The sequence below is a fragment of the Exiguobacterium sp. s48 genome, assembly GCF_018617395.1.
Lineage (GTDB): Bacteria > Bacillota > Bacilli > Exiguobacteriales > Exiguobacteriaceae > Exiguobacterium.
In genome coordinates, this window is sequence record NZ_JACSKC010000001.1 from 1,210,013 (window position 1) to 1,229,734 (window position 19,722).

At 46.1% G+C, this 19,722-nt stretch carries 23 protein-coding genes; 7 read left to right on the plus strand and 16 right to left on the minus strand.

What is annotated here, in order from left to right; genetic code table 11:
- Positions 1-147 precede the first annotated feature (147 nt).
- The gene (locus KNO66_RS06225) at positions 148-1,260 is read left to right on the plus strand and encodes an aminopeptidase (RefSeq protein ID WP_214741405.1); all 1,113 of its coding nucleotides are present in this window, start codon (positions 148-150) and stop codon (positions 1,258-1,260) included.
- Between the two features lie 39 nt (positions 1,261-1,299).
- On the opposite strand, the gene KNO66_RS06230 is transcribed toward KNO66_RS06225, so the two are convergent.
- The 6 genes from KNO66_RS06230 to KNO66_RS06255 form a co-directional block, all read right to left on the minus strand.
- A complete protein-coding gene (locus tag KNO66_RS06230) occupies positions 1,300-1,752 on the minus strand; it encodes a Dps family protein (RefSeq protein ID WP_214741407.1) in 453 nt (150 codons plus the stop codon).
- Positions 1,753-1,849: 97 nt separating this feature from the next.
- Positions 1,850-3,157 carry a UDP-N-acetylmuramate--L-alanine ligase gene (murC, locus tag KNO66_RS06235; protein ID WP_214741409.1) on the minus strand — a complete coding sequence of 436 codons (1,308 nt, stop codon included), beginning with the start codon at positions 3,155-3,157 and terminating at the stop codon, positions 1,850-1,852.
- An 85-nt stretch (positions 3,158-3,242) separates the two neighbouring features.
- Entirely contained in the window at positions 3,243-3,953 is a 711-nt protein-coding gene (locus KNO66_RS06240) for a hypothetical protein (RefSeq protein ID WP_214741411.1), read from the minus strand.
- A 54-nt stretch (positions 3,954-4,007) separates the two neighbouring features.
- Positions 4,008-4,622, minus strand: a complete 615-nt coding sequence (gene ytpR / locus KNO66_RS06245) for a YtpR family tRNA-binding protein (RefSeq protein WP_214741413.1) — start codon at positions 4,620-4,622, stop codon at positions 4,008-4,010.
- 54 nt (positions 4,623-4,676) lie between these two features.
- The gene (locus tag KNO66_RS06250; RefSeq protein ID WP_214741415.1) at positions 4,677-5,471 is read right to left on the minus strand and encodes a DUF1444 family protein; all 795 of its coding nucleotides are present in this window, start codon (positions 5,469-5,471) and stop codon (positions 4,677-4,679) included.
- Between the two features lie 6 nt (positions 5,472-5,477).
- A complete protein-coding gene (locus KNO66_RS06255) occupies positions 5,478-5,789 on the minus strand; it encodes a thioredoxin family protein (RefSeq protein WP_214741417.1) in 312 nt (103 codons plus the stop codon).
- Between the two features lie 148 nt (positions 5,790-5,937).
- Between KNO66_RS06255 and KNO66_RS06260 the strand changes: the two genes are divergently transcribed.
- The gene (locus tag KNO66_RS06260) at positions 5,938-6,237 is read left to right on the plus strand and encodes a hypothetical protein (RefSeq protein ID WP_251128063.1); all 300 of its coding nucleotides are present in this window, start codon (positions 5,938-5,940) and stop codon (positions 6,235-6,237) included.
- 33 nt (positions 6,238-6,270) lie between these two features.
- On the opposite strand, the gene KNO66_RS06265 is transcribed toward KNO66_RS06260, so the two are convergent.
- Together KNO66_RS06265 and KNO66_RS06270 are read right to left on the minus strand one after the other, a co-directional pair.
- Positions 6,271-7,287 (minus strand): PTS sugar transporter subunit IIC, encoded by a 1,017-nt coding sequence (locus KNO66_RS06265; RefSeq protein ID WP_214741421.1) that lies wholly within the window; start codon positions 7,285-7,287, stop codon positions 6,271-6,273.
- Between the two features lie 149 nt (positions 7,288-7,436).
- Complete coding sequence (locus tag KNO66_RS06270) at positions 7,437-8,510, minus strand: M42 family metallopeptidase (protein ID WP_214741423.1); 1,074 nt, start codon at positions 8,508-8,510, stop codon at positions 7,437-7,439.
- Positions 8,511-8,648: 138 nt separating this feature from the next.
- Between KNO66_RS06270 and KNO66_RS06275 the strand changes: the two genes are divergently transcribed.
- The 4 genes from KNO66_RS06275 to dhaM all read left to right on the plus strand — a co-directional run bounded on the left by KNO66_RS06275 (position 8,649) and on the right by dhaM (position 11,002).
- Positions 8,649-8,951, plus strand: coding sequence for a PepSY domain-containing protein (locus KNO66_RS06275; RefSeq protein WP_012726763.1), 303 nt, complete (start codon positions 8,649-8,651; stop codon positions 8,949-8,951).
- A gap of 102 nt (positions 8,952-9,053) precedes the next feature.
- Positions 9,054-10,031: a dihydroxyacetone kinase subunit DhaK gene (gene dhaK, locus KNO66_RS06280; RefSeq protein WP_214741425.1), complete on the plus strand. Its 978-nt coding sequence runs from the start codon at positions 9,054-9,056 to the stop codon at positions 10,029-10,031.
- 19 nt (positions 10,032-10,050) lie between these two features.
- Positions 10,051-10,641, plus strand: a complete 591-nt coding sequence (dhaL, locus tag KNO66_RS06285; RefSeq protein WP_214741427.1) for a dihydroxyacetone kinase subunit DhaL — start codon at positions 10,051-10,053, stop codon at positions 10,639-10,641.
- Between the two features lie 10 nt (positions 10,642-10,651).
- Entirely contained in the window at positions 10,652-11,002 is a 351-nt protein-coding gene (dhaM, locus tag KNO66_RS06290) for a dihydroxyacetone kinase phosphoryl donor subunit DhaM (protein WP_251128064.1), read from the plus strand.
- Between the two features lie 39 nt (positions 11,003-11,041).
- Here the strand turns inward: dhaM and KNO66_RS06295 are convergent, their stop codons facing one another.
- The gene (locus KNO66_RS06295; protein ID WP_251125834.1) at positions 11,042-11,551 is read right to left on the minus strand and encodes a hypothetical protein; all 510 of its coding nucleotides are present in this window, start codon (positions 11,549-11,551) and stop codon (positions 11,042-11,044) included.
- Positions 11,552-11,656: 105 nt separating this feature from the next.
- Entirely contained in the window at positions 11,657-12,304 is a 648-nt protein-coding gene (gene trmB / locus KNO66_RS06300) for a tRNA (guanosine(46)-N7)-methyltransferase TrmB (protein WP_214741431.1), read from the minus strand.
- A gap of 138 nt (positions 12,305-12,442) precedes the next feature.
- Here trmB and KNO66_RS15030 point away from each other — a divergent pair, with 138 nt between their 5' ends.
- Complete coding sequence (locus KNO66_RS15030; protein WP_012726769.1) at positions 12,443-12,553, plus strand: hypothetical protein; 111 nt, start codon at positions 12,443-12,445, stop codon at positions 12,551-12,553.
- 36 nt (positions 12,554-12,589) lie between these two features.
- Here KNO66_RS15030 and KNO66_RS06305 read toward each other — a convergent pair whose 3' ends face one another.
- From KNO66_RS06305 to pepV, 6 genes are all read right to left on the minus strand, one after another.
- Positions 12,590-13,384 carry a phosphotransferase family protein gene (locus tag KNO66_RS06305; RefSeq protein ID WP_214741433.1) on the minus strand — a complete coding sequence of 265 codons (795 nt, stop codon included), beginning with the start codon at positions 13,382-13,384 and terminating at the stop codon, positions 12,590-12,592.
- A 50-nt stretch (positions 13,385-13,434) separates the two neighbouring features.
- Positions 13,435-15,600, minus strand: coding sequence for a type I pullulanase (gene pulA, locus KNO66_RS06310; protein ID WP_214741434.1), 2,166 nt, complete (start codon positions 15,598-15,600; stop codon positions 13,435-13,437).
- A gap of 19 nt (positions 15,601-15,619) precedes the next feature.
- Positions 15,620-16,459, minus strand: coding sequence for an NERD domain-containing protein (locus tag KNO66_RS06315; protein WP_214741436.1), 840 nt, complete (start codon positions 16,457-16,459; stop codon positions 15,620-15,622).
- On the minus strand, positions 16,429-17,004 hold the full coding sequence (gene thpR / locus KNO66_RS06320; protein ID WP_214741438.1) for an RNA 2',3'-cyclic phosphodiesterase: 576 nt from the start codon (positions 17,002-17,004) through the stop codon (positions 16,429-16,431). The genes KNO66_RS06315 and thpR overlap by 31 nt, the downstream gene beginning before the upstream one ends.
- Positions 17,005-17,009: 5 nt before the next feature.
- Entirely contained in the window at positions 17,010-18,161 is a 1,152-nt protein-coding gene (locus KNO66_RS06325) for an MFS transporter (RefSeq protein WP_214741440.1), read from the minus strand.
- A gap of 78 nt (positions 18,162-18,239) precedes the next feature.
- Positions 18,240-19,625 carry a dipeptidase PepV gene (gene pepV, locus KNO66_RS06330; RefSeq protein WP_483299184.1) on the minus strand — a complete coding sequence of 462 codons (1,386 nt, stop codon included), beginning with the start codon at positions 19,623-19,625 and terminating at the stop codon, positions 18,240-18,242.
- Positions 19,626-19,722 lie beyond the last annotated feature (97 nt).

Here is a 19,722-nt window from a genome sequence, read left to right on the forward strand (position 1 = left end):
TCGTTTCTCGTTTCATTATAGCACCATTATGACTGAAAAGATTTGCTACAACCGTTTTCGCCATTCGGTCTGATTATTCCTTTACCCGTTTTTATGTTTTCGATTACACTAAAATAGAAATTCATAAAAATAATTAGGGGTGATCGTGTGAGAGATCCAAGAATTACACAATTAGCAGACGGTTTAATCAATTATTCCGTCAAGTTACAACCGGGGGAAAAAGTACTGATTGAGAATTTTGGCGTAGAGGAATCGCTTGTCGAGGCACTCGTCGAAAAAGCATATGAGGCGGGCGGACACCCATTCGTCTTGTTGAAAGAGAGCCGTATCTTACGTAAATTATATACGGGTGCCAGTCACGAACAACTTGAACTCATGGCTGACATCGAACGGAAACAGATGCAAGCCATGGATGCATACATCGGTTTACGTGCCGGCGATAACATCAATGAACTCTCTGACGTGCCGAGTGAGCAACAAAAACTCGTCGGTGCTACGCTCGGTAAAATGCACACGGAAGACCGCGTGAAAGGGACGAAGTGGGTCGTCCTCCGCTACCCATCCCCATCGATGGCACAACTCGCAGGAAAATCAACAGAAGCGTTCGAAGACTTCTACTTCAACGTATGTACACTCGATTACGGAAAAATGGACCGTGCGATGGACGGATTGGTCGAATTGATGAACAAGACGGACCGTGTCACGTTAAAAGGACCAGGAACGGACCTCTCGTTCTCCATAAAAGATATCCCGGCAATCAAATGCTCTGGTCAAATGAACATTCCAGACGGTGAAGTGTTCACGGCGCCGGTCAAAGATTCGGTCAATGGCGTCATCACATATAACACGCCATCTCCATACCAAGGCTTCACGTTCGAGAACGTGAAGTTGACATTCAAAGACGGCAAAATCGTGGACGCGACGGCCAATGATACAGAACGTATCAATGAAGTGTTCAACACAGATGAAGGGGCTCGCTACGTCGGTGAATTCGCTATCGGTGTCAACCCGTATATTCAACATCCGATGAAAGACATTCTCTTCGATGAAAAAATTGATGGAAGCTTCCATTTCACACCTGGTCAAGCGTATGACGATGCGTATAACGGCAATAATTCGTCAGTTCACTGGGACCTCGTCAACATTCAGCGTCCGGATTACGGCGGTGGTGAAATCTGGTTCGACGATGTATTGATTCGAAAAGACGGACGATTCGTCATCGATTCCTTACTCCCGCTCAACCCAGAAAATTTGAAATAAGTAAAATGGTGCGTCTACGCGAGACGCACCATTTTTATGTTAAAGTTTAGGTTTTTTGCCGAGTGCAGCAGACATCATCCAAATCTCTTTTTCGAGTCGTTCGATGTGAGATACGAACGTATCTTCAATCGCTTCGTCTCCATCTTCAAATTTTTCCATCGCATCCTGCATCTCTTGACGGATTTGTTTGAAGTCACTGATGATATCTTTGATCATCTGTTCGGTTTCTTCGTGACGATCGCCTTCTTTTAGTGTTGAGTGTTCTAAATACTCTTTCATCGTCGCAAACGGTTCTCCATCGTTCATGAGAAGTCTTTCTGCAACGTCATCGTAGAGTTCTGCCACTAAGTTATAAAGCTCTTCGAGTTTCTCGTGATACGTAAAGAAGTGAGGACCATTGATATACCAATGGTAATTATGGAGCTTCACAAATAACAGTCCATAGTTCGCGACTTCCTTGTTTAACGTATTGAGTGCACCTTGACTAGCCATTCCTAACATCTCCTTTGTCTTATTCATCGATACTACTATTACCGAGATTTTCGTTGGCTAAACATAAAAAAGGAGAGACATTCGTCCCTCCTCCATCTTATGCTTCAAGTTTTACGATTTCTTCATATTCGCGTTGATACGTTTGGATGTCACCTGCACCCATGAACAAGAGTACCGCCTTGTCATGATTGCGTAAGACGCTCGTGCCACCACGTTTCAAAATATGCGCGCCTTCGATTCGTGACTGAAGGTCCTCAATCGTGACCGTCCCTTCTTGTTCACGTGCCGAACCGAAAATGTCACATAAATAGACTGTATCTGCTTCGGCCAATGCCGTCGCAAAGTCGTCCATGAATGATTTCAAACGTGTGTACGTATGCGGTTGGAAAATCGCCACGACTTCCCGCTCCCCATACTTTTTACGAGCCGCCTCAACTGTCGCACTAATTTCACGCGGATGGTGTGCGTAATCGTCAACGAGTACTTGATTGTTTAGTGTCGATTCACTAAAGCGACGTTTCACACCATCAAATGTTTCCAATCGTTCTTTAACCAATTCTTTTGGCAAGTTTTCATAGTCACATGTCGCGATCACAGCGAGTGCGTTTAATACACTGTGGTCTCCATATCCAGGAATGCGGAATGTTCCGTAGAAATCATCGCGTAAAAAGACATCAAATGTTGTTCCATTTTCTGTTGATGTGACGTTTTCAGCACGGAAATCATTATGTGTTCCAAACCCGTAATAAACGAGCGGCACATTGGCTTGGATTTGTTGAAGATTCTCGTCATCGCCACAAGCAATGATCCCTTTTTTCACTTGCTTGGCCATTTCTTGGAATGCATCGATGACATCATCTAAACCAGAGAAGTAATCCGAATGATCGAAGTCGATGTTCGTCATGATGGCATAATCAGGACGATAATATAAGAAGTGACGCTTATATTCACAGGCCTCAAAGACGAAGTTCTTCGAATCGGCAACTCCCTCACCCGTTCCATCACCAATCAAGAATGATGTCGGCTCGATTCCACGCATGACGTGGGCAAGCAAGCCTGTTGTTGATGTTTTCCCATGTGACCCCGTAATGGCGACACTCGTATAATGGTTTGCGAGCTCACCTAAAAACTCGTAATACTTATAAATCGTCAAGCCGAGTTCACGTGCGCGCACGATTTCTGGATGGTCGTCGCTGAACGCGTTTCCTTGTACGACGATTTGGTCTTCAGAAATATTGTCAGGATCAAACGGCAAAATTTCAATCCCTTTTCGGTTTAATGCTTCTTCAGTAAAAAATGCTTTTTCAACGTCCGACCCACGGACCTCATTGTTCATATCAAATAAAATTTGAGCTAAAGGACTCATGCCCGTTCCTTTAATTCCGACGAAGTGATAACGGTTCATCTGTAAATAGCCCCCCTAATTCATTGCGGCTCGTCAAAATGCGACAAACCTTTGTCATTATAGCAAAACTCTTGGAGTCGTGCTATTACAGATTATTGTTTTTTTGTGCAAGTCGTCGGCTACGGTACATCGCCATTCGATCTTTCGGCGTCATCATCACGTTTAAAGGCGGTTGATCCGCTTTGTAAGAGACTTGTACTGCCGGTGTCAACTCTGTGTCCGGCGGTAACGTCTGTTGCTCAGATGGTGTTTGTAATCTTTCTGCAATCTGCTCAACCGATGGTCCGATTTGCTCCGGGGGTGCGTTTACATCTAACGTTTCTTCTGGTGCAGCTGCATCATCCACATCCACGACCGATTCTTTTTTTGAATGGGACAAGTCCGTCGACTGCATAAAGACGGATGAGAAACCGTCATCTAAAATTGAGACCTCGCCTAATAATGATTTCTTTTCGGATGTCATTTCCGTGGAAATCTTTTCAAGAGGCGCTTCGTTTTGTTCATGGAGAGACGAGTGTTCAATCGTTGGTTCTTCTTGCATCAATTCCTCAACGGTTTCGTTCTCTGCCTTCTGCTCTGAATCATATGCTTCTCTCGTCTCCGGAGAGTGTTCGACAGGAAGCACAATCTTTGGTTTCGGACGAGCATATCCATAGATCGGTGACGGGACATCTGACGGTATAAATTCATTGGGGACATCTGCTTTCGGTGGAGGGGATACCGTCTGCCCTTCTCTCGATAATTCCCGTTTGATTCGCTCTGCTTGTTGTTTCAGTGAACGTTCATATGCATCCATACTTGATTCCTCGCTTTTTCACTCAATCCTTATTTAACAAAAAATCGGTCGAAATTAGCGACCGATTTCAAATGCTGTACCTACTTCATATTCGTCATCTAAAACTAAAATCCCTTTTTCTTGTGGGGCATTTGGAAGGTTTAATTCACGGGCAGAACAGATCATTCCGTGTGAAGGTTCACCACGAAGTGCAGATGGGCGAATGATTAACCCTGTCGACATGACCGCACCAGGCTTCGCAACAACAACCTTTTGACCTGTCGCAACGTTTGGTGCACCACAAACAATCTGTACAGTGCCTTGGTCAATTTGGACTTGGCAAACGGATAATTTGTCAGCGTCTGGATGCTTCACAGCCTGTTCAACATAGCCGACAACAAATTTCGGTGACACATCAACCCAAGAGAAATCCTCTTCAATGCCATTGTCCTTCAAGATGATTCGCAGCTGTTCAACCAATTCGACCGTCAAGTCAACAGGACCGTTCCAACCCGTAACGTCCACATATTGACTCGCCTGGAACAAGTTATACCCGTTCACTTCTCCATCTGCAGATTTGACGACGGCGATATCACCTGTCCGTTCTACAGTCTGATGGTGACGTTCTCCCTCTTTCAATAACACCATGAGCACATCACCGATTCCTTCTCGGTTATAAAACACATTCATTTGCATACGTTCCTACGTCCCTTCTTTCAAACTCATCTCACTTATTTTATCAGATTATGTGTTCGATGGCGGGGTCTTTTTTCCGACAATAAAAATCGGTTCAAGATGCCCTGCCTCATAGTGAAAGGCGAGTGCAGTCACAGGGACACGACCATTCGTAAAGAAATCAAACATCAATTGTTGCATCGCATCATACCCTTGATCGTTTCGTACATCCGCAATAATCATCACATCTTGATGCGGGACTCCGACGAGCATATCTCCTTCGACGCGCCGCTCCATCATCCGCAGAAATTCATCATTTAAAATACGCGATGCTTCATATCCATCTCGGGCAGATAAAAAGTAGAACGGATTCCCTGCCACCTCATCTTGTTTCATTTCCGTCGGAAGTTTTTTTACATTCTCACGAGCGATGTGGTCGACACGTTCAAGACTGAACTCTTCAGACAAATGTCGTTCTTCAATCAATCGATAACCGTTCCCGCGATCTAGCGCATAGAATATTGCCGTTTCAGCTGTATGAGGTGTAAATACGAGCGATTCCCCATTTTTTGTCGTCTTCGAAAATGAATTCGAGCGTATGACAGGATAGATGGACGCACTATTTCCTTCAAGGGAGATTTGATCATCCGCCTTCATGGCAGATTCAATATACTCAATCACTTCATCGACAGCCACTTTCCCACGAGTTTTCGCTTTTGCGACAATCGGTGCAAGTCGAATGTTCACCCCAAAACGGTCAGACTTACGTTCGATGCGCATGACTTCATTTTCGCGGTCATAGGACGTGCGATAATCCTCATTGAAGCTCGATTCTAGATAACGTCTTAACTCATTCCGTTCCATAAAGGGTCACCCGAGTCCATTCAAAAATGCTTCGACCTGCTCCGGCGTTTTGCGTTCCCGACCAACATAACGATCGACTTCTTTGCCATCATGAAACGCCACAAAACTTGGAATCCCGAAAATATCAAGTTCTTGTGCAAGATCCATGAACTCATCACGGTCGACATGATAAAACGTCCATTCTTTAAATTTCTCTTCGATTTCTGGCATGAACGGGTCAAGGAATCGGCAATCCCCACACCATGCCGCTGAAAACATGAAGACACTTTTCGCATCTTTCGCTACTGTATATTCTTCCATTGTTGATAGTTGTTTCATGATTACCACTCCTGTTCGTTTTTTCCTCACTTATAATAGCATAAGTCTAGTCACACATTCTGTTCTGCTGTTTGTTATAATCAAAACCGAAACTAGTTGAAACAGGTGAGATTAAATGAAATTAACGCGTGAAACTTTAAATCCCGATATGAAGCACCCGTTCGAACAAATGGTCGGCGTTTTCGGTATGCTCGCCATTATTCGATACGGCTATTTATTTATTGATACCGACAAATCCAGATTAGAAATCTTGATTTGGCTCGTTGTCGGATTCGCTGTCATTTATGTTCTTGAAAAATGGTTCAAGAAACTGGCACGTTATTTACCAATCGTGCGAAAACGTTTTTTACTTCCCATCTATGTGCTTGTTTTGATGCTCTTTCTCGTCAGTTTCCGCGTTCCGCGTGAGACGGTTGAGTCCGTTAAAATGTGGTTTGGAATTGGATGAAAAAAAGCGACGTTTCGAGGAACGTCGCCTTTTTTAGTAGTCAATTTTCAAATCATTCGGTTGAATCCGTCCAGTCCTTCTCAACACTTCATAGACCGCATAACTGAGTAAGGCTGGCCCGATGATTAAGAAACCGAGGACAATCATAAGCGTATACCAGCTAAAGCCCATCGTCTCAAGCATGACGATTGGACCGACAAGTCCGCTCGTTCCCATGCCGGCACCTGCAGCGACACTTTCCAATTCAAAAAGTAATGTTGCTATCGGCGCTAGAACCGCTCCTGCTAATGTTGGAGGTAAGAGAATCCAAGGGTTTTTCACGATGTTTCCAACCTGAAGCATCGATGTTCCAATTCCTTGAGCAATCGCTCCACCGACCCCATTATCCCGATAACTCGTAATGGCAAAACCAATCATCTGCGCGGCACATCCGACAGTTGCGGCTCCTGCTGCAATCCCGTCCAAACCGAGCATGAGTGCAATGGCAGCACTTGAAATCGGTGCAGTTAATGCGAGTCCCATCAACGTCGCAACGACCACACCCATGAATAAAGGTTGTTGTTCCGTGCCCCATTCAATCCAACTACCAAGTTGCGTCATGAACAATCCGACATATTTACCGATATATGTCGCGGTGAAATAACCGACTGCAATCGTTGTGAACGGCGTCACTAAAATATCAAGTTTTGTCGATTTAGAGACAAGCTTTGACACTTCGACGGCAAGAATCGTCGCGACATAGCTTCCTGCCGGTCCGAATTCATAACCGAACGCCCCGACAACGAGCGCCGAAAATAAAATGAGCGGTGGCGCCTCTAACGCATAGGCGATGGCAATCCCGATGGCAGGACCCGTCAAACTCATCGCTACTTCTCCGATTTGAATCAATGTTCCACTCATTCCTGAAAGAACTGTATGATCGAGTTGCCCACCAATCGTCTTCATGATCAGACCAATAATTAATGTACTAAACAAACCAAGTGCCATATAACTTAGTGCCGTCACAAAATAGATTGACGGACTAAGTGAGATTCCTTTTTTCTTGAACACCGTATATCCTCCTTACACTCAAACAAGTGTCTTGTCACAAGTAAACAAATTGTATAAACACTTCTATCAGTATAAGGTGTTTTTTCGAAATAGCAAGAAAAACCATAAAAAACCGTCCACCCATGAAATGAGTGGACGGACGAAGTAAATCAACGTGACGGACGAAGTGTTTCAAGTGTCGAACGATCCAGTCGTTTGACCAACGCTTTGAGTAACGCTTTTGCTGCATCGTAGTCATCCGTGTGAAGAATGGATGCATGCGTATGAATGTATCTTGATGCGACACCAATCACGGCTGTCGGGACCCCTTCTCCGCTCATGTGAACGCGCCCCGCATCGGTACCGCCTGGTGAGACGAAATACTGGGTTTTAATGTTTTCGTCTGAAGCCGTGTCGAGCAAGAAATCACGCATTTCTGGTGACATGACCATGACACGGTCCAAAATGCGAATCAAGGCACCCTCACCGAGCTGTCCGAACTCTGTTTTACTTCCAGAGGCATCGTTCGCCGGTGAAGCATCAAGTACGAGCGCCACATCCGGTTGAATCAATTCAGATGCCGTCTGTGCGCCGCGCAATCCGACTTCTTCTTGTACCGTGGCACCCGAGAAGAGAATGTTCGGGTGATCTGCTTTTGTCGTTTCCTCCAACAATTCGACAGCAAGACCGACGCCATAACGGTTATCCCATGCTTTGGCCATAATCTTTTTCGGATGGTGAAGCGGAGTGAATGCGCTCGACGGGACAGCTGGTACACCTGGACGTACCCCCCATGACTCTGCCTCTTCTTTTGAATCGGCGCCGATATCGATGAACATCTGTTTGATGTCCATCGGTTTACTCATCGCATCAGGTCCTAGCAAGTGAGGCGGTGTCGAAGCGACGACACCCGGAATTTTACCGTTCGACGTGATGATGTCGAAGCGTTGCGCCATAAGCACCTGGCTCCACCAGCCACCGAGTGGTTGTATGTAAAGCATGCCGTTCTCGGTGATCCGTGTCACCATAAAGGCAACCTCATCCATATGTCCGGCTACCATCACTTTCGGTCCCGACTCATCCCCCACACGTTTCCCGAAAATTGATCCAATTCCATCTGTGACAATATCGTCTGAATGGGGTTCGATGCGTTCGCGTACGAACTGACGCACCTCTGACTCAAACCCCGGAGCACCCGGTAGTTCTGTTAACGTCTTGAATAAATCTCTTGTCTTCTGATCCATCTTTCATCATCCTTCCCTAGTCGTTCTTGTCTCATTATATACAAAAGATTTGATAGGATGCGAATGCTTTTCATTCCATTCGGGTACAGGTTTTGGTACGATGTACATGATAGCCATAGTTCAAGGGGAGGTAGTCATATGAAAAAAAGGTATTGGTTTATTGGAATCGGGGTTGCCGTCATTGCCGCACTTATGACGAAAAAAGCTTTAGATGAACGTAGCTTATCTGCAGAAAACGCGTTGGAGTACACAAAACGTGCTTTCTCAGCAAAAGGTCATGTCCAAGGGGCATGGATTTCAGCATCACCGGAGATTTACACGTATGATGGTCGTGAATACGACGTCTACAAAGGTGGCATCTCGGTTCTTGAGAACGATGAAGAAAAAACATATGAGTTCACAGTCGACTCTGAGACTGGCGCTTTACTCGAATATGCATGACACGAAACCGACGAATGATTCGTCGGTTTTTTTGTTTAGTTCGAACGAAAGAGTGGAAAATTGAAATTGGTAGTTTTCAATTCAAAAAAGGAGTGATCTCGTGTGAAGAAGCTAATCGGTGAACCAAGTGAACTCGTATCGCAAATGGTAGAAGGAATGGTCCACGCCCATCCTGAAGTGTATGGTCGCGTTGATGGCGTGAATGTCATCTGCCGTGCCGACGGAGCGAAGTCTGGGAAAGTTGGACTCGTCTCGGGTGGTGGGAGCGGTCACGAACCGGCACACGCAGGTTATGTCGGAGATGGCATGCTAGATGCGGCAGTTTGTGGGGAAGTGTTCACCTCTCCTACTCCGGACATGGTACTTGAAGGAATCAAGGCAGCTGACGGTGGCAACGGAGTCTTACTCATTGTCAAAAACTACTCAGGGGATGTCATGAACTTTGAACTGGCCGCAGAACTTGCGGAAGGGGATGGGATTAAAGTCGACCATGTCGTCGTCGCCGACGATGTCGCCATTTCGAACAAAGAAGATCGACGCGGGGTTGCCGGAACGGTCTTTGTCCACAAGATTGCCGGTGCCGCTGCCGCTAGTGGCAAATCACTCGAAGAGGTTAAAGCGATTGCCGAAAAAGTAGCTTCACACGTGCGCTCTATGGGGATGGCAGTTGAACCTTGTTACATGCCGGTCAGTGGTAAACCTGGTTTCGACTTGAATGAAGAAGAGATGGAAATCGGCATCGGGATTCACGGGGAACGTGGTGTCGAGCGGAAACCAACGAGTGATGTCGACCAAATCGTCGACGACCTCCTCAGTCATTTGAAAAAAGAAGTCGATCCTGGTGAAGTTGCCGTTATGGTGAACGGTATGGGTGGAACGCCGTTGTCTGAGTTGTATGTGACCTATCACTTTGTCGCAGAAAAACTGGAGGCTGCCGGTTATACGCTCAAACGGAAATACGTCGGCAACTATATGACATCGCTCGAGATGCATGGATTCTCCATCACCCTCCTTCCTCTTGATGAGGAGATGACTTCTTATTTAGACGCTCCATCGGCAGCACTCGGCTTTAAAAATTAATGAATGAGGTGTTTTGTTTATGTTGACGATTGATGGGATGAAGCAAGCGTTGCGTGATGCACAAGTTGGCATCGAAGAACAAAAAGACACACTTACGGACCTAGATCGGGCAATCGGGGATGGTGACCACGGAATTAACATGTCTCGTGGGTTCGATGCGGTCTCATCCATTTTGGATGAAGAATATGACTCGTTAGGAGCACTCAGTAAAAAAGTCGGGATGACCCTCATGTCGAAGGTAGGTGGTGCGGCCGGACCGTTATATGGTTCCGCCTTCGTCAAGATGGCAACCACGTTCGGTGAAGCGAAAGAAGCTGATTTCACCTTACTCAAGGAGGCGCTCCAAGAGGGATCTAATTCCATCAAAGCCCGTGGAAAATCCGAGGTCGGTCAAAAAACGATGGTTGACGTATGGGACCCGTTCCTCGAGCACGTTCAACAAGGCGACGATTATCAGAAACAACTAGATGAACTCGTCCAAAAAACGGAGGATATGGTGGCGACAAAAGGTAGAGCCTCCTATTTCGGAGAAAACTCACGAGGCACGGTCGACCCTGGCTCTCTTTCTAGCTCCATTCTATTGGCTGCCATTATGAAGGAGGTCGATTAACATCGTCGAATTGATTATCGTCTCGCATAGCGCGAAAATTGCGGAAGGGATTCAAGATCTCATGAAAGAAATGGCACCTGCTGTACCGATTCATCTAGCTGGTGGCCTTGATGATGGGGCAATCGGAACAGACGTGAACCGGATTTTAGAAGCACTTGGTCAAGTCGAAGGCGAAGCCCTTCTTCTCAGTGACATCGGATCAGCTACGATGAACGCCGAACTCGCCATCGACATGTACGAAGGCGACAAACAACTTGCTTTCTTCGACGGTCCGATCGTCGAGAGTGCCTTCATCGCATCGGTTTCTTCTGGGAATGGGATGTCACTCGCTGACATCGTTGGACAGCTAAAGCAACAATAAAAAAGCACCCCGTTTAGAAGAACGGGGTGCTTTTACGTATTAACGTGGGTTGTCATTCTTTTCATATACAGGATTCATATATGAGCTAGTTGAATAGAATCGTGGTACGACAACATACAAAATAATTGCAGGGATTGCAATTAATAGAAGCAAGATCAGAACTGGTAACCAGTAGACAACTTTTTGTCCAAGCATGTCAATGTTCGCATCCGCGAAATCGCCTGCTCCTTCGACTTCAGCAAGATCTGCTGTCGAGAGGATTTTGTTATCTGTTGCATCATAATAATGCAACTCGGTTTTACGTGTAATAAAGATTCCATCACGGATTGTGTCGAGTTTGACGACCGCTGCGATGACTTCGTTTCCATTTGAATGGCGAAGTGTTTCTTCTTTCACGATTTCAGCTGTTCCTTCTTTATAGTCGTAATGCGTCGCTTTCAAATCCTCTTCGAGTGCGTCCAAGAACGCTTCGTTCGCTGAGGTATTCATTGGTGCGATTGTTAGAATGAAGATTACTGCAAGCAGGCTTGCCCATGCTTTTTTCAACATCCCCATGTTCCCCCTTCTCTTATTCCAGTTTAGCGTCATTCCTATTGTACCAAGAAGAAAGAAAAAAGTGTGAAGAAAATACTATTAAAATAAGAAAAAAGCGTGTCAATTTTTCGGACGGAAGACAGCTTCCATTCGATAAATCGGTTGACCAAGCGCACTAAAGCGTTCTTCATACTCAGTTCGAACATTATCTTCTGGTTCATTTACATGTAAATCGAGTGAAATTTCTGTGAAGAACATTCCGTATTGGCTCATACTTTGAAGCGAATATTCGAATAAACCTCGATTGTCCGTCTTGAAATGAATCTCACCCGCTTTCGGGAGAATCGCCTCGTACGTCGCTAAGAACGTCTTATACGTCAACCGTCGTTTCGCATGACGTGTTTTTGGCCATGGATCCGAGAAGTTCAAGTACACACGATCAACTTCACCCGCTTCGAAATAATCAACGAGTTGTTTTGCATCTACTGTCAATACTCTCACGTTCGGCATCGGTGTCTCGACTAGTTTTTGGACGATGGATACCGCGACACTCTCAAATAATTCGATTGCGATAAAATTCACATCGGGATGTTGTTTTGCCATCCCTAAGATAAATTGTCCTTTTCCTGAACCGACTTCAATGAAAAGCGGGTGGTCGTTACCAAACTCGGTACGCCACTTCCCTTTCAACTGATCAGGATGTTGAATAAATACATGTTCCTGGGCCTCCATATACTCTCTTGCCCAAGGCTTATGTCGTAAACGCATGAAAATCCTACCTTTCGTTCATCAAATGTTCAAGTTTAATGGGAATATGCACGTTTCGAACGAGCAGTCCTCTTGCGATTATACACGAAATCATAGTTTAATGAACATGAATCATCCTTCACAAGGAGGTTATATATGATGAGTACATTAGATCAATTTCTTATTTTTTATGCAGCGCCACTAACGTTTTTCGCGGGCGTCATCGCAACGTTCGTTTGGGCATACTTCATGAATCCGGATGACATTTAACGCATTCAAAAAAGGATGGCGCTCAGCCATCCCTTTTTAGTTGATTCGTTCATATGCCTCATCAATCAATTCGCGCAAAACATGAAAACCTTCTGTACGCGCTGCATCGTTCATTTCCCCATAGATTGTTAAAATCGTTTGTGCGATGGCATACCAATGCATCCGATTATGAAGTTCACTCGACATCCCTACTCCATAATGCGCGAACCAGCGCTCCCACTCCGTCTCTTCGACATAGCTGTAGACAACCATCGCCAAATCAAAGGCGCGGTCTGCAATGATGGCATCGTCCCAATCGGTCAAATAGAGTAGACCGTTCTCATCTTCAATCCAATTGTTATGATTTAAATCAGAATGACAGACGACGAATTCTTGCTCATCGACTTTCGGCAAATGGTGTTTTAACCACTGAACGGCTTCCCCGATTGTAGGATCCGTCTCATCTTGTTCATATGCTTCACATTGACGAAGCAATAAGTGTGGTGTCACCGGTGTATGGTTCAATTGTTGTAGCATAAACAATAATTCTTTAGAGTTATGAATTTTACCAAGTTGTGCCGCAACATCTGGTCGTTTCATATCTTCAGGTGAAAGTTCGCGGCCTTCAATAAATTGCTGGGCGCTTAATACGTCCCCGTTATACATTCGTTTTGTCCAAAGAAGTTTCGGAACGATTCCTTCTGCCGATAGAATTGCCAGGAACGGTGAAGAGTTCCGTTTAACAAAAATCTTCTGTTGGCGCGTCGTCGCTACATACGCTTCTCCCGTAATTCCTCCGGCTGAAGCGACTGTCCACTCTTTACCGAGCGCACCGACTATATCTGAATACATATTCATCACGCTCAAATCTTACTTAAAATTAAAGAGATACAATCAACATCTTAACATGCGAGAATCGTCATTGACAACGACTCGACTTGAATGTGTTCCGGGTTTCGCGCGATTGGAACAAGGCTTGCTGTGTCCCCTTCGACGTAGACGTTCCATTTTGCATCATTTTCGAATGAAAGCGGATCAAACGTTCCATTGATATAGACGCGCACTCGTTGCCATGCATCATATGAATGACTCGCCGTCAATTCATAAATGATGACGCCAGGCGGTGACGGAAGAAATGTAAAATGTTCGATGACTTCTTGCCTTGAATCATAACGGAAACAAGTATGGAGTCGACGAAGCTTTAGGAGTGTTTTCACATATTCGATTTCTCGAATTCGTGTGTCACGTAAATCCCAGTCGAAATGATTAATATGATCTGGGGAATTATAGCTATTCTCGACACCGTGCTTCGTGCGTCCAAATTCTTGACCCGCATGGATGAATGGAATCCCTTGAGAAGTGATGACGACCGCATTGGCCAGACGTTGCATCGCGAGACGTGTCGTCTCATCGATTCCTTCACAGGATAATGCCAATTTATCATAAATCGTATAATTGTCATGCGCCTCAGCGTAGTTAATGGAATAGTTCGGGCTTGGAAAACGCCCGACCGTCACGTTCGGGATATGGATCGCTCCAGTGAGACATTCTCGCAGTTCCCACTCTCGCCATTCATTCCCTGAAATGAAGCCACGCTCCCGATCATTGAACGTCGATCCTTTTAAGGCATCTCGGATCATATCGTTAAAATGTCCGACTCGAGGCATTCTGGCTGCATTTTGCGAAGTCGCTTTGAACGACTGACCGAGCGGGGTCGCCAAATCCCAACCTTCCCCATATACGAGAATAGACGGGTCTATTTTATCGAGCGCTGCCCGAACTTGATTCATCGTTTCGACATCGTGGATGCCCATTAAGTCGAAACGAAATCCGTCGACTTGATAGGTCGTCGCGAAAAACGTCACGAAGTCCACAATCATCCGACGCATCATATAGCGTTCTGATGCGGTGTCATTTCCGACACCGGTTCCGTTCGCAACCGTCCCGTCATGTTCATACCGGAAATAATAATAAGGAACGAGCGCTTCGAGTGGGGATTGTTCTCGAATATAAAGATGATTCATCACGACATCTGTGACGACGCGAAGTCCCGCTTGATGCAAATCAGAGACGAGTGTCGCATATTCAAATACCCGACTAAGTGGCACATCCGGTCTCGAAGCATAGCTCCCCTCTAGACTAAACCAATGAATCGGGTCGTATCCCCAATTGTATGGCAAACGTGTCGCTTCATCGACACTCCCAAAATCGTGGACCGGTAACAATTGAATATGGGTCACCCCGAGCTCGGTTAAATAATCAAGTCCTGCACGATTTCCTTCTTTTGTCCGAACCCCACTCTCTGCAACTCCTCCGTACAGCCCTTTTAATTGACTCGTTGAAGAGGGATGACTTGTGAAGTCACGAATGTGTAGTTCATAGATGACCGCGTCTGTCGGCTTCCACAGAGGGGGACGTGCAGTTTGCTCGACTTGTTTCTTCACAAATTCAGCAACATCTACTAACACGCCATACTCTCCGTTCAAACTGACCGCTCTCGCATACGGGTCGACGACTTGCCTCGTATCAACTGGTGTTTTGACTTCTAAGCGATATAGCATCCCTTCGAATGCTTTGGGCACATTTCCATGCCATTCTCCACGAGAACCACGATTCATCCGAAATCGTTCGATCTCGCGATGGTTTGTCTCATCATGGACGGTGATCCACACGGAAAGCGCCACAGGGGACCATACAGCGACTTCCATCCCATGAGGTGTGAACGATACACCGAGTGGTCCATCATATGAAAACCGGCGTTCGAATTCTTCTGAGCGGACGACTTCGCGCGGAACGATCACTGTCGTTTTTTCTCCAGGATGAAACACCGTGTACATCGTTTCCAAAGAGATCGGTTCATTCAAACGAAGTATTTGTTCGACCATCCCAGATTCCGTCACAACTTGTTGTTCCACAAGATAGTCAATCGGTCGTCCGTTTTGTTCGATTTGTACTGGAACGGATTCATATTCGCGCACAATCTCAAGTTGTATTGTCTCAAATGATACGAAAGACGCGCTCTCAATGGTCACATGTGAGGCGGTCTTTTGATCGGGTGTGTGATGCATATGCGTCCCTTCCTCTCAATCACTGATCCATAAATTGTCGAAACGGCATCTTAGCAGTTACGTCTAATAAGGTCGCCACATCACGAAGTTGTTGTGCTTTGACGATCGGTGCGCGTCCGTTCACTTGTTTCATCCAGTCGGTATACTCATTACGCCCGATATAATGCGTTGATCGGACGTTCGGCACATTATCAAAATACCCATCAGTGGCAATGACTACTTTCTGAAGTACTCCCGCATAGTTAGGTAAGATTTGTCGGATGAGTTCCTCTGTTCGTGTCAATGCGATCAGCGGGTTCACCACACGGGTATTTTCCCCTTTCAGCGGTTGATGAACCCAAGTCTTTTCTTTCGATATGTGATAGATGCTGCGGTCGCCTTCCAGCCATTCGACAACATACAGATGTGTCGGTCCGATGATGAGATGACTTAGTTCTACTGTCGCACCGTTCCATTCGATGACCGGATGAAATAAGAAAAAGTGTCGCTCATTCCAGTCTGAACGCATGACCCGATACGCATAGTCCCGGACGAATGCCAAATGTGGTAAATCTGCTTCGAGCACTCCTTCACAGGCAAACTGAAGTTTTTGAATGTGTCGGCGTTCCTGTAACATCTTTTGATATTGTGATTCAGAAAGCGGCTTGGGCTCTAACTCAATCCGCTCCGACTTCGCCCAAATTTTCCACCACGGGCGCTCAAGCTCGATTACCTCTACCGGATTCAAGCGATTGTTTTCGTGAAGACGTTGTAGACGTGCCGTGTCGGATTCCACATATTCTAAATAGCGATTGTATTGATCTAAAACATTACGTTCATATTTTGAAATTACGTCAAAAATTTTAACCGGGATTGCCATATGTCCTCCTCTGGCCGTCTTAACGGAAAAACTTCTACGGCTCTATAGGCTGGTTTATGATTCGGTTGTACTTCGTACAGAATCAGTTCTTCTACAGATTCAGTCACATGAAATTTAGGCGGAACGTAAGCAACCCGTTCTCCTTCATCCCATTTTTTAGCGAGTGTGACGTGAGGGACGAACGCCTTCCTGTCCAATCTCGGGATCACGTCGACAAGTTCTTGGCGGAGTGCACGTGCAAATCGGTGTAGTGGTTCTGATGCGTCAGGTACGACTGTCAGCACACGTGGACGATCAGGTCTACCGAAATGGTCAATCGAGCCGAACGTCAATGTGAAGGGTTGTGTGTCTTGACTGATTTTTCGTGTAATCTCTTTTACGTCATCTAATTCCTCTCCGTCTAATTCGCCTAAAAATTGAAGGGTCAGATGAAATTCGTCCGGTCGATAAATTCGACGATACGAGTAAAAAGGCATTACAGCTTGCTGCACTGCAACCAGTTCGGTCGCCTCAATGGGAATCGCAATAAAATAATGCGTGCTCATGTCGTTCATCCTTTCATGATGCGACGTGACATTCCGATCCAAATCAATGCTCCAAGTGCCGTCACAATGGTATACATCCAAAATACGCCTAAAATATCATCGAGTTCAATGATTTTCCCGCTCAGCATATTAAATCCTGCTGTCGCAAGTCCTGACGTGAGTGCCATGTAAACTCCGATGGCCGTCGAGGAGACTTGCCGGTCAACGAGTGTCCGAACGAATTGAAGCGCAACGGGAATGAGGAGTCCAACAACAAGTCCTTGTGCGATTGCAAGAAGCCATATGACCCAAATCGGTGGTTCAAGCGCAAGTATTCCATTCCGTAAAGCAGAAATAATGGCCGCACCGACAAGTACGCCGACGCTTCCGTATCGTTCCATAAGTTGAGACGCCACTTTCATAAACGGAATCTCGAATAATACAGCGACGAGGAATAATGTTCCGACGAGTGTCGTCGAACCCCCGCTATTCGTCACGTATAGCCCGAAATAGTAGTTATTCGCATAAATCGGTCCGAACACGAGCATGCCACCGAGCAGGAAGAACACAAACTGCTTGTTCCATACTGCTTTCCAAGAAAGGGGTGCCAACGTGACGTCGCGAATCGAACTTTTCTCAGGAATCATTCGGACGAACACACTTCCGAGGATAAGTAGGACGGCACTTATTACGAACGTGCTCGCAAGTCCCCACGTCGTATCGGAGATTCGTCCCATCGCAAATACGGCGATGGCGAACCCTGCCGATCCATACAAACGAATCGCGCCGTAGTCCACTTTTGACCGAGCCGTATAGTCGAGCGTCATCATGTCCACAAGCGGAATATGAGCACATTGGAATACGGACCAAATCACCATGAGCACGACAATCCAGACGTATGAGGTCGCTACTAAAAAGCTAAGCGAAATAAGCGCGGCGCTCAGCATCGCCAACATCAACCAAGCCCGAACTCGTCCTGTCCGGTCGGTCAACATTCCCCATAACGGTTGGATGCCAATGGAGAGGATGGGTAACACCGCAACGATGATTCCGACCTGGGTCGGTGTCAATCCAAATTTCGTTTGTGAAAAATATAAGGTCATATATGGGATCAATGCCCCCTGCGCGAAGAATATCGCGACGTATACAGACTGAAACAATCTCTTTTGCGAATCCAATGATAACTTCCTTCCTAAATGATAACTTCCTTCCTAAAGGACAGAGAGCCGACTATACCAGCCAGCTCTCTTTGTTTCTTATTTAGCGAGCTCGTAAATCGCCTCAGCGTAGATGGCTGCGGCACGTAATAAATCTTCTATCTCCATATATTCATCGACCTGATGCGCCACATCTTTAGCACCTGGGAACAATGCGCCGAACGCAACGCCTGCTTCGAGCGAACGGGCATACGTGCCGCCCCCGATGGCCATCAAGTTCGCATGTTCACCCGTTTGACGTTCGTATACGCCTGCTAGCGTCTTCACAAGCGGGTGATCTTCTGCCACGTGATGTGGTGGCATATGTTGACGCGTCTTCAATTCAAATCCAAGCGACAAGGCGATTTCGCGAAGGTTTTGCAACCGTTCTTCAAACTTCGCCGTATAAGGATAGCGAATATTCACTGTTGCTGTACGCTCGCCTTCACTATAACGGAACACCCCACCGTTGATTGTTAAATCACCTGTCTCATCACTCGCTTCAATCCCGAGCGAAATTCCACGTGAGTCTGCAAACACGTGACGAACAAGTTCGATATAGCGTTCTCCCTGAATGTCGAGTGGAAGATGCAACAAGAACCCTGCGAGGACATAGGCCGCGTTGATTCCGTTATCCGGTTCCATCGCGTGCGCCGCTTTACCTTTCATCGTGAACGTATATGTGCCACGATCGTATTCGCACGTTCCGTCCGCTTCATATTTTTCAAGATAGGCCTCGAACTTTTCCTCGAGTACCTCATCCGTCTTCAATTCGGCTTTCGCGAAGTCTGGTACCATATTCGGACGTTCTCCGCTCGTGAATGATAGAAGATGGTATGCAGATGCGGGTACGTGTTGAATCGGTAGCTGGGTCAACACACCATCGTACAATCCTTTTTCTGCATTGATAATGGGGAAGTCCGCGTCGGGTGCGAAGCCGTATGTCGGCATCTGTTCTTGTTTGAAATATTCACGGACACAGCGCCATTCGCTCTCCTCATCGCAACCTGCAATCAAACGGACGCGTTTCGAGAGTGGTAAGCCGAGCTCTTTGACGATGCGTAGACCATAGTATGCAGCCATCGATGGTCCTTTATCATCGTTACTTCCACGCGCAATGATTTTGCCATCTGTGATGGTCGGGGTGAACGCACCATACGTCCATCCTTCCCCTGCTGGTACGACGTCAAGGTGACATAAGATCCCGACGATTTCCTCGCCATCCCCATATTCCAAATGTCCAGCGTACCCGCCAACATCTTTTGTTTTAAATCCGTCACGCTCACCGATCTCAAACATGTAGTCGAGCGCTTTTCGAACCTCGGGACCGAACGGCATGTTCGGTGCGCTTTGTGACTCATCGAGTACGCTAGGGATCTCTAGTAATCCTTTTAAGTCCTCTAAAAATGCATCTTTACGATTGTCGACTTCCTGTCTCCAATTCATGTTCATCTCCCCTTTTGCGAATGTTCTCTCCCTTACTAGTATATCCAAATGTATGAAAGACGAACATTCATTTAGAAAAGTTTTTTTCGTTCGTGTT